This window comes from Mycobacteroides franklinii (assembly GCF_002013895.1).
Classification (GTDB): Bacteria; Actinomycetota; Actinomycetes; order Mycobacteriales; family Mycobacteriaceae; genus Mycobacterium; species Mycobacterium franklinii.
In genome coordinates this window covers 146,868-159,508 of the sequence record NZ_MAFQ01000006.1, presented here as the reverse complement: position 1 = coordinate 159,508, position 12,641 = coordinate 146,868, and the positions used below count along the sequence as shown (strand labels likewise).

Sequence of the window (12,641 nt, the reverse complement as noted above, 5' to 3'; positions counted from 1 at the left end):
GGCTAGCGTGCCTCCAGCACCGCCATGGCGGCATGCAAGCCGCCCAGGCCGGATACCCCGCCGCCTCGGCGAGAACCTGATCCGCACAGCAGAATTCGATCGTGTGCGGTGGCCACGCCCCAGCGCTGTGCGGCAGTCTCCAACGGTTCGTCATCCTCGGCGAACGGCCATTGCAGCCCGCCGTGGAAGATATTGCCTGCGGTCATCCCGAGGGCATTTTCCAGGTCGATGGTGGTCTTGGTCTCTATACACGGCCGACCGTGCACGTCGGTGGCCACTACGTCGGTGATCGGCTCGGCCAGAACGGAATTCAGCGATCCGAGCACCGCATCCTGGAGCTGTTCGCCGGTGGCAGCGAGTCCGTGCGGCGTGTGCAAGCCGAAGACGGTCAACGTCTGAGCCCCGGACGCGCGCAGCTGCGGCGACAGGATGCTCGGGTCCGCCAAGGAATGACAGTAGATCTCGCAGGGCAGCGGATCAGGGATCTGCCCACTGAATGCCTGCCGGTAGGCATTTTCCAGCTGGGTGTACGTCTCGTTGATGTGGAAAGTGCCGCCGAAAGCCTGTTCGGGCGTGACATTTTCATCACGCAGCCGGGGCAGCCGCTTCAGTAGAAGGTTCACCTTGACCTGTGCGCCCGGCTGTCCTGCGGGTGGGGTTTCCCCAAGTAGGTTGGCCAACACGGCGGGGCTGACACCGCTGAGAACGCGGCCGCCCGCCACCGTGTGCTCCTCACCGCCGGTGCCATACCGCACCTCGCCGTCGGGGGAGATCGATAAAACTTCTGCCCCGGTGCGCAATTCGGCGCCGTGTCGTCGTGCGGACGCTTCTAGCGAGCCGGTCACGGCACCCATGCCGCCGATCGGGACATCCCAGGGATTCATTTGGTGATACAGGAAGCAGATGTTCTGTTGCAGCGACGGGTCGTCGGCGCTCGCGAAGGTTCCGATGAGCGCGTCGGTGAGCAGCACCCCGCGCTGCAGATCATCGGGAGTGGCGCTGCGGATCACCTCGCCGATCGGCGCTTCAACCAGCTGCTCCCAGGCGCCGGCGCGGATATCGCTGCGCCGCTGCAGCGGCTTCAGCATCGAATCCCACATCGGCCGGGTGACCGAATCGCACAGGGCCCCGAACTCGGCGAAATCATGTGTGCTGGCCAGAAATCCGCTCCGGCCGCCGTCGGCGGGATCCGGTGTGTAAGACGCGTACTTGCGCCGCGCCAGCCGAATGTCCAGGCCCAGGTCGTCGATGATCTGCCGGGGCATGAGGCTTACCAGATACGAGTATCTGGATAGTCGGGCGTCGACGCCCTCGAAGGCGGGCGCCGAGATCGCCGCACCGCCCAGCACGTCGAGCCGCTCCAACAACAGCACGCGTTGGCCGACGCGGGCCAGGTATGCGGCGGCGGTCAGCGCGTTGTGACCCCCGCCGACGATCACCGTGTCAAACCGATCAGATTGCGTGACGCCCATGGAAGGACTGTACGTCCTGTGCGTGATCAGTCGATGCCTTTCAGAACGTCGTCGAGCTCGGTGCAGAACCAGTCCACGTCTGACCGTGAGAACACCAGCGGGGGACGGACTTTCAGTACATTTCCATCCTGCCCGCAGACCGATATCAGCACCCGCCGGTTCCGCAGCTCGTTCACGATATGTAGCGCACCGGCTCGATCGGGGGTGCGGGCGGCCGGGTCGGCGACGACCTCCACCCCGGTATACAGTCCGGTACCCCGGATATCGCCGAGCCTGACGTGGCGTGAGGCCAAAGACCGTAACTCGGTGCGCAGCAGTGCGCCGACTTCCGCGGCATGCAACTGCAGCTTCTCATCCTCGATCACATCCAAGACGGCAGAGGCCGCAGCCATGGAGACGGGATTTCCTCCGAAGGTGTTGAAATACGGCACATCCTGCGAGAACGCGGTGAGGACCTCGGAGGTGGCCGCCAGCGCCGAAACCGGAATGCCGTTGGCCATCGGTTTACCCAAGGTGACCATGTCGGGCACCACGCCGTGGCGCAGGAATCCCCACATGGCATCGCCGGTGCGGCCAAAGCCGGGCTGCACCTCGTCGGCGATCAGTACCCCGCCTGCCTTGCGCACCACCTCGGCTGTCGGCTCCAGTACCGAAGCGTCGGGATAGATTCCGTCCGAGGAGAAGATCGTGTCGACCACCAGGCAGCTGAATCCGTAGCCCGCGGAGCACAGTTCATCAATGGCCCGCGATACTTCGGCGGCGAAGCGGTCCGCCAGCTGGCCCGGCGGAGTCCGATAACTGTCGGGGGCAGGCACGGTGCGCACGTGCGGGCCCAGCGAGTTCCCGCCGAGCGACGGGGAGATGGCGGTGACCGCGGCGGTGTTCCCGTGGTAGGCATCGCTGGTCACGATGATTCCCTTTTGCCCCGTGTACATCTGGGCCACGCGTAGCGCCAGGTCGTTGGCCTCGGAACCGGTGCACGCGTACATCACCTGGTCGATGGAGTCGGGCATGGTGGCAAGGAGACGTTCCGAGTAGCCGACAATGCCCTCGTGTAGATACCGGGTGTGCGTGTTGAGGGTGGACATCTGCCGGGTGACCGCGTCGACGACGTGGGGATGGCAGTGGCCCACGCTCGCCACGTTGTTGTAGGCGTCCAGATAGCGATTGCCTTCGGCATCGAACAGATAGCTGCCCTGCCCGCGCACCAGGTGTACGGGCCGCTCGTAGAACAGCCGATAGGAGGGGCCGAGTACCCGTTCCCGCGCCGTGATCAGTGTTTCGGTGGCCGGGTCATCGTGTTCTCCTGTGTAGCTGTTCGAATCCATGATGTTGGAAAAGCTCATCGTTCGTGTGCCTCCTCGAGCACGGTTCTGCCTAGGTCGTTGTAGCGATCGGGTGCGGTGTATTTGAGCGCGAGCGCCAGGGCGATACCCCCGATTCCGGCGGCTCCGACCACCCAGGGAATCGACGAGAAGATCCAGTCGCTGGCTGCGGTACCGGCAGCGAACGAGGCGTGCTTGGCCAGTAGGTAGACGACGTAGACCATGCCCAGTCCGCCCAGTAGCGGTGCCACCAGTGTGCGGAACCAGTGTGCGGTTTCGGGGTGATTGCGCTGCACGTGGAAATATGAGATCACCGCGAAAGCGGTGAGCGCCTGGACGATCAGGATCGCGGTCGTGCCCAGCAGCGCCATCAGTCCATACAGCCCGGTGTACGGATCGCGGTGGGTGAGCGCGAAGAAGAGCACAACCACGGTGGCGAATGCGGTTTGGACGAAGCCCGCCACATGTGGTGAGCCGTGGGCCGAATGGGTGGCTCCGATGGTCCGGCGCATCCCGGGTATCACGTTTTCGCGTCCGATGGCGTACAGGTAGCGCGCGGCGCAGTTGTGGAAGGCCATGCCGCAGGCGAACGATCCCGTCATCAGGAGCACCTTGAACAGGGTGACTGCCCATATCCCGAGGTGGCTACGGACCGGACCGAAGAAGATGTCACCGGCGGTCGACGAATCTTGTGCCAGCGCCACGGCATTGTCGGGTCCGGTACCCACGATGGCGAGCCAGGAGACAAGGACGTAGAAGAGGCCCACGCCGACAACTGAGGTCACGATCGCTATGGGGATGATCTTTTTGGGGTTCTTGGACTCCTCGGCGTACATGGCGCTGGATTCGAATCCGACCCAGGACCAGAATGCGAAGAAGAGTCCCACGCCGGCCGAACCCGCGACCGCAAGGGGACCCGCCGGGCCGTGCACCACTCCGCTGAGATCGTGAAAGCCGTTGAGCGGGTTGAGCGATCCCCAGGACCAGCCCTGCGGCCCGCCCCCGGTGAACAGCACCGAGAGCGCCAGTAGTGACAGCATCAGAATTTCGGTCACCAGGAAGACGCCCAGTACCCTCGCCGCCAGGTTGAGATCGAAGTAGGTGAGCACCGCGTTGGTGGCCAGCATGGCCAGCGCGAAGACGATCCATGGAACGTCCTGGTGGAAGAAATTGTGGAAGAGGTCGTTGGCGAAGAACGAGAAGATTCCCACCAGGGAGGCCTCGAAAACCATGTAGGCCAAGGTGATCAGGAATCCTGAGCCAAGACCGACGATGCGGCCCAGGCCGTGCGATATGTATCCGTAGAACGCGCCGGTGGCGACGATGTGTCTGGACATCGCCGCGTAGCCGATGGCGAAGAGTGTCAGCACGATCGTGGCCACCAGATACCCGGCGGGGGCGTACGCGCCGTTGCCAAATCCCACCGCCATGGGCACATTGCCGACCATCGCGGTGATCGGTGCGGCGGTGGCGACCGCCATGAACAGCACCCCGATGAGGCCGACGGCATTGGGTTTGAGCCGCTGCATGCTGCCCGGCTCGGATGCGGTGGTGATGGGTGGGTCGATGGTGTCGCTCACGGAAGATCCCTTCTCCGTATTTGGTCTGGTTTTGTCTGGTTCTCCGCGGCCGACGAAGCCTGGGGATCAGGTCGACGGTGCTGTTTTGGTGCGACGCGGTCATTTATACCTGGCCGTGTGCCCTGGTTGAAAGGGAATCAGGGAAATCGCCCCGATTGGTTTCGGTGATGTTTCGTTCTGGGTCGATTGCGGTTCGTTGACATTAAATGGTCCGATTTGGTCCGCTTGGCGGCTCGTTGTGGTGCACACTCGACCCATGCCGGGATTACCGTCGAACCACAGCGCGTTCGCGCAAGCCGCCCTCGCGAGTTATGGCCGCGATCCGGATACGTCGCTGCGGCTGTTGAGTCTTTCCGAGAACGCCACCTATCTGGTGGACGATCAGCGGCCCATGGTGCTGCGGGTGCACCGGCCCGGGTACCACTCGCTGCCCGCCATCCGCTCCGAGCTGGCGTGGATGCACGCGTTACGCACCGAGACTCCGGTCGTCACGCCGGAACTCGTGCGGGCGCGGGACGGATCGGATGTGATCCCCGTCCGCGTCGACGGGGCCACGTTGCATGTCGATGCCATGGGTTATGTCCCGGGTTGTACCGCCGAGGAAACTTCCGGCGTGGTCGGATACGGGAATCTCGGCCAACTGACCGCGCACATGCACGACCATGTCCAGCGCTGGCGTGTGCCGGCGGAGTTCACCCGGTTTCGTTGGGACCTGGACTCGATGTTCGGCCCGCAGGCGCGTTGGGGTGACTGGCGGCAGGCCCCCGGCATGACCGACAGGGACCGCATTGCCGTCGACGCCGCGGTGGGGGACATAACCCGACGGCTTGATGAATATGGTTACACCCCAGATCGATTCGGACTGATACACGCTGACATGCGACTGTCCAACTTGATGGTCGACCCGGGCCGTCCGGGATCGGACATCACGGTCATCGACTTCGACGACTGCGGGTGGTCCTGGTTTATGGCCGATCTCGGCGCCGTGGTGTCCTGGGTGGAAGACACCCCCGAGGCTGAGGCTGCCGTCGCGGATTGGCTCGACGGTTATCGACGAGTGCGCCGGCTGTCCGACGACCATCTGGGCATGATCCCGGTTTTTGTGATGTTGCGCCGCGTCATGCTCACCGCCTGGATTGCCTCGCATGCCGATGCCGATGCGGCGATGAGGGTCAGCGACGGGTTCGGTGCGCGCACCGCCCGCCTGGCGGAACGGTATCTCGGCGACCAAACATGGTTGCGGGAAGCAATTTTCGGACGTCGAGTCGGCTGAGCCGGCAGGAGAGGGAATGTGATGTTTGATCTGTCCACCAGGTCTGTGTTGGTGACCGGCGGGAGCAAGGGTATTGGCCGCGGTATCGCCACGGTGTTCGCGCGGGCCGGGGCAAATGTGGCGGTTTCCGCCCGGTCCTCCGATGAGATCAGCTCAGTGGCGGCGGAATTGGACCAGCTCGGCAGTGGCAACGTCATTGGTGTTCGGTTGGACGTGTCCGACCCGGGCTCGTGTGCGGATGCCGTGCGGATCGTCGTCGACGCGTTCGGCGGCCTGGATGTGCTGTGTGCCAATGCGGGAATTTTCCCGGAGGCGCGGTTGGACTCGATGACGCCCGAGCAGCTCTCCGAGGTGCTCGATATCAATGTCAAGGGCACCGTGTACTCGGTGCAGGCCTGCCTGGACCCGTTGACGGCCTCTGGTAGGGGCCGCGTAGTGCTCACCTCGTCCATCACCGGACCCGTCACGGGTTATCCGGGTTGGTCGCACTATGGCGCGTCGAAGGCAGCGCAGTTGGGTTTCATGCGGACTGCTGCTATCGAACTGGCGCCGCGGCGGGTGACGGTGAACGCGATCCTGCCCGGCAACATCCTCACCGAGGGGCTGGTGGATATGGGCGAGGAATACATCGCGGGGATGGCGCGCTCGATTCCGCTGGGCACGTTGGGCAGCCCCATTGATATCGGGCACCTGGCGGCGTTCCTGGCCAGCGATGAGGCCGCATACATCACCGGGCAGGCCATCGTGGTCGACGGCGGGCAGGTATTGCCCGAATCGCCGGAGGCGGTTAACCCGTAGGTGCGCTTGCGGCGATACTGAGCAGATGGAGGAGTCGGAGGGCGGCCCGGTAGCCGAGGATGTGCGGCGTCGAATCCTGTCCATGCTTGCCCAGGGCACGCTGCACCCGGGCTCGCGGTTGGGGTCCGAGCGCGAGATGGCCGAGCGGTTCGCGGTATCGCGTGCGACAGTGCGCAGTGCGTTGGTGCCATTGAGTCGGGCCGGCATCCTGGAGCGTCAAACCGGCCGTGGCGGGGGCACCTTCGTGCGGGCCGATGTGGTGCAACGCAATGTCGCCGAGCTGGTGGGACTGCCGACCAGGCTGCACATCGGTGGCCACACCAGCGACACTCGGGTGCTCAGTACCTCCCGGCGACCTGCCACCGCGGCCGAGGGGTCCGCTCTTGAAATCGGTGATGAGGCAGAAGTTTTCGACGTGCGGCGGCTTCGTTATGCCGACGGAGTACCGCTCTCGGTCGATACCGCGTGTTTTGCCGCCGAACTGGTGCCCGACTTGCTGGAGCAACCGCTCGGCGGATCCCTGTACGAACTGTGCCAGGTGCGCTACGGATTGACGGCGGACTCCTCGACCGAGACGATCGAAGTGGTGAGTGCCAATCCGCGCGAGGCCGAATGGCTCGACGTGCCTCATCGCAGGCCCCTGTTGGCGATCACCCGGGTAACCCGCAACACCGACGGCAGGCCTTTCGAATACAGCTATGACCTGTTCCGGGCTGATCGGGTACGCCTGACTGCCACCATGACATCGGCCGTGGCACAGGAAACCCGTGGTGTGGATGGCAAGGTCGAACGTGTGGTGAGCAGGCTGGCGGCTCACCGGCGGCCGGACGATACGCTGCTGGCATGACGAAACCAGAGATCGATTTCCAGCCCGGTCCAGCGCCCACCGAACTGGTCATCAAGGACATCACCGTCGGCGACGGTGCCGAGGCCACACCCGGATCGGTGGTCGACGTGCATTACGTCGGTGTCGAATTCGAGAGCGGCGAGGAATTCGACAGCTCGTGGAACCGCGGTGAGTCCATCGAGTTCCCGCTCCAGGCGCTCATCCAGGGTTGGCAGGACGGTATCCCCGGCATGAAGGTCGGCGGACGTCGTCAGCTCACAGTGCCGCCGGCTCAGGCCTACGGCGAGGCCGGTGCCGGACACCAGTTGTCGGGCAAGACGCTGGTGTTCGTGATCGACCTGCTGGGCGCTCGCTAGGAACTAATGCCCGGGGAGGCGCAGCACCAGTCTTGCGCCTCCCAATGGGCTGGACTCCAAAGCGGCAGTGCCACCGTGGAGTTCGGCCTGCTGTGCCACCAGCGCCAGCCCCAGGCCAGAGCCGGAGTGCGAGGCGGTGGAGCCGCGCGAGAAGCGCTCGAACACCTGGACACGCTCGGCCTCGGGGATGCCGCTGCCGTCGTCGTCGACCGCGATTTCCACCCCGTGCACGGTGCTGGTGGCCGAGAGCTGAATCTTGTTCGCGCCACCGTGTTTCACGGCGTTCTTGATCGCATTGTCGATCACCAGCCGTAGACCGGCGGGCAACCCGAGCATCAGGATCGTGGATGACGGCACCAGGGAAATCTCGAGATTCGGGTAACTGCGATCCGCGTCGTGGGCGGCGCGGTCCAGCAGTTCGGTGATATCGACGGGCACGTGGTCGTCCTCGGTGGTGAGCTGGCCCTGTGCCAGCCGTTCCAGCGCGGAAAGTGTTGCCTCGACCCGGCTTTGGGTGCGTATGGTCTCGTCGAGGATCTCGGTGCGTTGATCGGCGCTGAGATTGAGGGTGGACAGCACCTCGAGGTTGGTTCGCATCGCGGTGAGCGGGGTCCGCAGTTCGTGCGAGGCGACGGCCGCGAAATCACGTGCGGATTCCAGTGCGGCCTTGGTCTTTTCTTGCTCGGTGTTGATGCGTTCGAGCATTCCCTCGACGGCCTCGGAGATCTCGACCGCCTCACGCACACCGCGGACGTTCACGTCATCGGGGTTGGATTGCGCGTTGATCAGGCGGGCCTGCTGCGCCAGCAGCCGGAACGGGCTCACCACGATAAGCGAGATGACCCAGCCGACGATCACGGTGCCGACCAGCACGCCGCCGCAGATCGCCAAGATGCGCAGGTGATACCGGTCGATCTGCCGCTGCGTCTCCGCGACGGGGGCGCCGACGGCAACGGGGATGTTGCCCGGGGCGACGAATGACCGGACGCGGTACTCGACGCCGTTGATCTTGGTGTTGGCGTAACCGGTTTCCAGGAGTGGAAGCTCGGTATCGGTCGGGATGGATTTGGTGATTCCGGCGACGCGCGCGGTGAGCACCAGACCGTCGGGGCTGTCGAGCTTCTGATCGGAGCTGATCACCGAATTCAGCAGGTTCGAGACGGCACCGAGGCTGGACACCGAGTCGAGCCGCCGATCCAGCTGGCTGTACTGGTCTTCCTCGACGCCCAGCCACACCCAGGTGCCCAGCGTGACCACAAGCACCATCACGCCCAGCGCGGCGATGGCGACCAGGGTGCGCAGCGAGAAGATCCGCATGGGTTTCTCCAGCAGCCGGTAGGACAGATCGGTGATCCGTTGGCTGCGGTGCTTACTGGGGCGGCCCATGACTGGTTGGTTTTCGCGCAAGCTGCTCATCCGTCGTTACTGCGAACGCAGCACGAACCCGACACCGCGGACGGTATGCAGCAGGCGAGGCGCGCCACTGGTTTCCAGCTTGCGGCGCAGATAGCCGATGAACACGTCGACGACGTTGGTGTCGGCGGCGAAGTCGTAGCCCCACACCAGCTCGAGCAGCTGGGCGCGGGACAACACCGCGGTCTTGTGTTCGGCGAGCACGGCCAGCAGATCGAACTCGCGCTTGGTGAGATCGACCTCGACACCGTTGATGCGGGCACGCCTGCCCGGAATCTCAACCTCAAGCGGGCCGACGGTGATGGTTTCGGTGGATGAGGTGGCCACCGCGCCGCGGCGGCGCAGCAGCGCCTTCACCCGGGCTACCAGCTCGGCGAGCACGAACGGCTTGGTGAGGTAGTCGTCGGCGCCGGCCTCCAAACCGGCCACGCGATCGTCGACGGAGGTGCGCGCCGACAGCACGCAGACCGGCACGTCGTTGTCCATGGCCCGCAGCGCGGTCACCACACTGACACCGTCGAGTACGGGCATGTTGATATCGAGCACGATCGCGTCCGGACGATGTTCGGTGGCGCAGCGCAGCGCCTCGGCGCCGTCACTGGCGGTATTCACCTCGAAACCGGAGAGGCGCAAGCCGCGTTCCAGCGAGGCGAGCACGTCGGCGTCGTCGTCCACCACCAGTACGCGCGGGGAGCCTTGGCCATCAACCATGCCTGCCATCTTGCCCGATGAGTGTCCCCAGAGGTGGGATGCCGTCACAGCTTGGTGCGCCAGACGCGACTTCCTTGCGGCGAGGCTACGAAGCCTGTTTCCTCGCCGCCCCCGGCGCTGTAGCTGATGACACTCTTACAGGCGGTGAGCCCGTCCTGGCCCACCACGCAGCTGGTGGTGGTCTGCCTGCCGGTGGTGGTCAATGAGTGCATGGGCGGCAGTATCGGTGCGTTCTTGTTCACGTCAGGCGGCAGAAATCCCCAACGCTTGAAATCGGTGCCGGACACCACGTTGACCCCGGCGGGCACCGCGGGGAGGTTGCCGTAGCACCAGAATGCGGCGGTGCCGGTGATGTCGGGTTGCATTCGGCACAGCAGACCGTTGGGTGTGCGGAATTCGGTGACGGTGCCCTGCTTGTACGACGCGGGGGAGTCCGCCTGATAGGTAGACAGGTCTGGAAAATCGGGGGCGTCCGCAACCGCGGCGGGTGCCAGACACAGCGAACCGACAAGGGCCCCGGCCGCCGTCGTGAGATATCTGCGCATCCTCACAAGATCCCACTTCCATTGGGGGACAACACAAATCCGTACTGCCGGGCACCATCGTCGCTGCGATACCTGCAGGCTGTCATGCCGGCGCCGTCGACCGCGCAGGTGATGTTCAGTGCCGTGATGTAGTGCATGGGGGGTAGCAACACACCCGAAAGCTCACGTGAGCTGGCGTACGGCGCGCTGAACTCGACCACCGCATTCTTGGAGGATGTCGCGAAGTCCTCGGCGGGGATGGTTGCCGCCAGTACGTGGTCGACTCCCTCGGGTACCGCCGGAAGCGCCCCATGACACCCGAACTGCAACGGGCGGTAGTGCGGCTCGGTGATTTCGCAGTGCAGTCCGTCGGGGGTGTCGAAGACGTAGAGGCTGCCCACGGTCTGCTGCGCGTAATCGGGAGCGTTTACCTGGGTGTAGCTACCAAGGTCGGGGAAGCCGACGGGCGCCGCGGCAGCCGTTGGCGCCCACGAGGGCAACATTGCTACAAGAATCGCGGCGATCCGCAACGCGTGATGCTGCACCCGAACTCCTCACGGTTGACCGGCTTGGTCACAAACGTTAGCTGTACTGTGCGCGCTGGGCGGTCCGTACAATCAGATCTCATGTGGATGGGCAGAGTTATGGCAGGTTGCGTCGCGATATCGGCCGCAGTCATGGGTGGTCTCGCCGGTGCGACCGTGGCGCACGCCGATCCGGCCTTCCCCGATTTGAGCGGCTTCGCCGTGGTGCCGCCCGACGGATTTTTCGTCACCAACGAGAACTCTTCGGTCCGGTCGATCCACTTCTCCACCCCCGACGGAATCGGCTGCATGTTCCGCGCCTCCCCGAACATGACGCCCACCTCGCGTCAACGCCTCAGCTGCGATGGCGCGGTTCCCGGGATTCCCGGGGACGCCCCGAACGCCCCGAATGTGCCCGGTATCGGTGGAGCGAGCGCGAATGTGCCCGGACTGGGCGGCGTGAACATCCCTGGTGTTGGCACGTGTCCGATGGGCACCGTCGCGCAGAAGGGTGACGGCGCCTTCGAGATCAGCAAGGGCGCGTGGTCCTGTGGCACCAAACCCGAGGCACCGCAGCTCAACGTCGGACAGAAGCTCACGTACGGGAACGTCACGTGTGCCGTCGGCGCAGGCAGCGTCACCGCGTGCCAGGTGACGACGGGGGATCAGAAGCACGGCTTCGTGCTGCAGCCCTCGGGAAGCACGTCCTTCTAGGTAGCACTAGGAAGCACGCTCGTCCAGATAGTTCATCAGCTCGACGACGGCGGCACGGGATGCCCGGTTGGCGCCGATGGTGCTCGCCGATGAGCCGTATCCCAGCAGATGGATGGCGGGTTGCCCCGCGACCTGCGTGAGCAGCCTACCGGTCATGGTGATGCCGCCCCGATCGTTGCGCAGATGCAGCGGTGCCAGGTGATCCAGCGCGTGCCGAAACCCGGTGCACCACAGGATCACGTCGACATCCATGGAGCTGCCGTCGGGCCAGGCGACCCCGGTCGGGGTGATCCGGCTGAACATGGGGCGCCGCGCCAGCACCCCGTGCTGCGCGGCCGCGGCGATTTCCGGTGTCCACGGCAGCCCCGTCGCCGAGACCACCGACCGCTGAGGTTCACCCCGCCGCGATCGCTCATCGACGCCCGCCACCGCCGCCCGCAGCCGATCGACGGTGAGATCTGTGACGAACACCGGCTCGCGCCGAGTGACCCAGGAGGTCGTGACGGACGCGATTCCGGCGATCTCGATGAGCAGCTGCACGGCCGAGATCCCGCCACCCACCACGAGCACGTGCTGGCCGGCGAATTCCTCGGGTCGCTGGTAGTCGTGGGTGTGCAGTTGACGTCCCCGGAAGGTGCCGGCACCGGGCACGAACGGCACGAACGGCTTGTCCCAGGTGCCCGTCGCGTTGATCAGTCCGTCGACCGTGAACTCGCCCGCGGAGGTGTCGAGGGAAAACCCGCCCGTCGCGAGCCGCGCCGCCTGTACGTGCACGGGCCGGCGGACATCGAGGGCATAGCGCTGCTCGTACTCGCCGAAGTATTGGGGCATGGCGGTTGAGGCCTTGATGGTGCCCGTCTCGTCGAAGGGCAGCCCGGGCAGCTGATAGATGCGGTTGGTGTTGTCGAGGGTCAACGTTGGCCAGCGGAATTGCCATGCCCCGCCCGGGCGGGGGGAATGATCCAGGATGACGAATCCCTGGCCGGGCGTATCGGCGGGGTACCGCGGGCTCAGCGGCTCCAAACCGCGCCGCCGTAGGAAGTATCCCGCCGCGATCCCGGCCTGCCCGCCACCAATCACGGCGACGGTAGTCATGGGCGCCAT

Annotated in this window: 13 protein-coding genes; 5 read left to right on the top strand and 8 right to left on the bottom strand. The window is 65.0% G+C overall.

From position 1 onward, the window contains the following. Window positions 1-2: 2 nt before the first annotated feature. Genes B4393_RS10610 through B4393_RS10600 form a run of 3 tightly spaced genes read right to left on the bottom strand, consistent with a single transcriptional unit; the run spans window position 3 to window position 4,377 of the window. The gene (locus B4393_RS10610; RefSeq protein WP_078334129.1) at window positions 3-1,472 is read right to left on the bottom strand and encodes a phytoene desaturase family protein; all 1,470 of its coding nucleotides are present in this window, start codon (window positions 1,470-1,472) and stop codon (window positions 3-5) included. A gap of 26 nt (window positions 1,473-1,498) precedes the next feature. Continuing rightward, the gene (locus B4393_RS10605; RefSeq protein ID WP_078334128.1) at window positions 1,499-2,818 is read right to left on the bottom strand and encodes an aspartate aminotransferase family protein; all 1,320 of its coding nucleotides are present in this window, start codon (window positions 2,816-2,818) and stop codon (window positions 1,499-1,501) included. Next, window positions 2,815-4,377, bottom strand: coding sequence for an APC family permease (locus B4393_RS10600; RefSeq protein WP_078334127.1), 1,563 nt, complete (start codon window positions 4,375-4,377; stop codon window positions 2,815-2,817). Before B4393_RS10600 ends, B4393_RS10605 begins: the two co-directional genes overlap by 4 nt. Window positions 4,378-4,633: 256 nt before the next feature. Here B4393_RS10600 and B4393_RS10595 point away from each other — a divergent pair, with 256 nt between their 5' ends. From B4393_RS10595 to B4393_RS10580, 4 genes are read left to right on the top strand one after another with little or no spacing between them, the layout of a single operon-like run. Then, the gene (locus B4393_RS10595) at window positions 4,634-5,650 is read left to right on the top strand and encodes a phosphotransferase enzyme family protein (RefSeq protein ID WP_078334126.1); all 1,017 of its coding nucleotides are present in this window, start codon (window positions 4,634-4,636) and stop codon (window positions 5,648-5,650) included. A 21-nt stretch (window positions 5,651-5,671) separates the two neighbouring features. Next, entirely contained in the window at window positions 5,672-6,448 is a 777-nt protein-coding gene (fabG, locus tag B4393_RS10590; RefSeq protein ID WP_078334125.1) for a 3-oxoacyl-ACP reductase FabG, read from the top strand. Window positions 6,449-6,473: 25 nt separating this feature from the next. Further along, entirely contained in the window at window positions 6,474-7,295 is an 822-nt protein-coding gene (locus B4393_RS10585; RefSeq protein ID WP_078334124.1) for a GntR family transcriptional regulator, read from the top strand. Continuing rightward, entirely contained in the window at window positions 7,292-7,651 is a 360-nt protein-coding gene (locus B4393_RS10580; RefSeq protein ID WP_070936560.1) for an FKBP-type peptidyl-prolyl cis-trans isomerase, read from the top strand. Before B4393_RS10585 ends, B4393_RS10580 begins: the two co-directional genes overlap by 4 nt. 3 nt (window positions 7,652-7,654) lie before the next feature. Here the strand turns inward: B4393_RS10580 and B4393_RS10575 are convergent, their stop codons facing one another. From B4393_RS10575 to B4393_RS10560, 4 genes are all read right to left on the bottom strand, one after another. Then, window positions 7,655-8,968: a sensor histidine kinase gene (locus B4393_RS10575; protein WP_078334424.1), complete on the bottom strand. Its 1,314-nt coding sequence runs from the start codon at window positions 8,966-8,968 to the stop codon at window positions 7,655-7,657. 105 nt (window positions 8,969-9,073) lie between these two features. Continuing rightward, complete coding sequence (locus tag B4393_RS10570; protein WP_070936559.1) at window positions 9,074-9,784, bottom strand: response regulator transcription factor; 711 nt, start codon at window positions 9,782-9,784, stop codon at window positions 9,074-9,076. Window positions 9,785-9,819: 35 nt separating this feature from the next. Beyond that, the gene (locus B4393_RS10565) at window positions 9,820-10,320 is read right to left on the bottom strand and encodes a hypothetical protein (RefSeq protein ID WP_078334123.1); all 501 of its coding nucleotides are present in this window, start codon (window positions 10,318-10,320) and stop codon (window positions 9,820-9,822) included. A gap of 2 nt (window positions 10,321-10,322) precedes the next feature. Continuing rightward, on the bottom strand, window positions 10,323-10,844 hold the full coding sequence (locus tag B4393_RS10560; protein WP_078334122.1) for a hypothetical protein: 522 nt from the start codon (window positions 10,842-10,844) through the stop codon (window positions 10,323-10,325). A 132-nt stretch (window positions 10,845-10,976) separates the two neighbouring features. On the opposite strand from B4393_RS10560, the gene B4393_RS10555 reads away from it, so the two are divergent. Further along, window positions 10,977-11,537: a hypothetical protein gene (locus tag B4393_RS10555; RefSeq protein ID WP_413816146.1), complete on the top strand. Its 561-nt coding sequence runs from the start codon at window positions 10,977-10,979 to the stop codon at window positions 11,535-11,537. Between the two features lie 6 nt (window positions 11,538-11,543). On the opposite strand, the gene B4393_RS10550 is transcribed toward B4393_RS10555, so the two are convergent. Then, window positions 11,544-12,641 carry an NAD(P)-binding domain-containing protein gene (locus B4393_RS10550; RefSeq protein ID WP_078334121.1) on the bottom strand — a complete coding sequence of 366 codons (1,098 nt, stop codon included), beginning with the start codon at window positions 12,639-12,641 and terminating at the stop codon, window positions 11,544-11,546.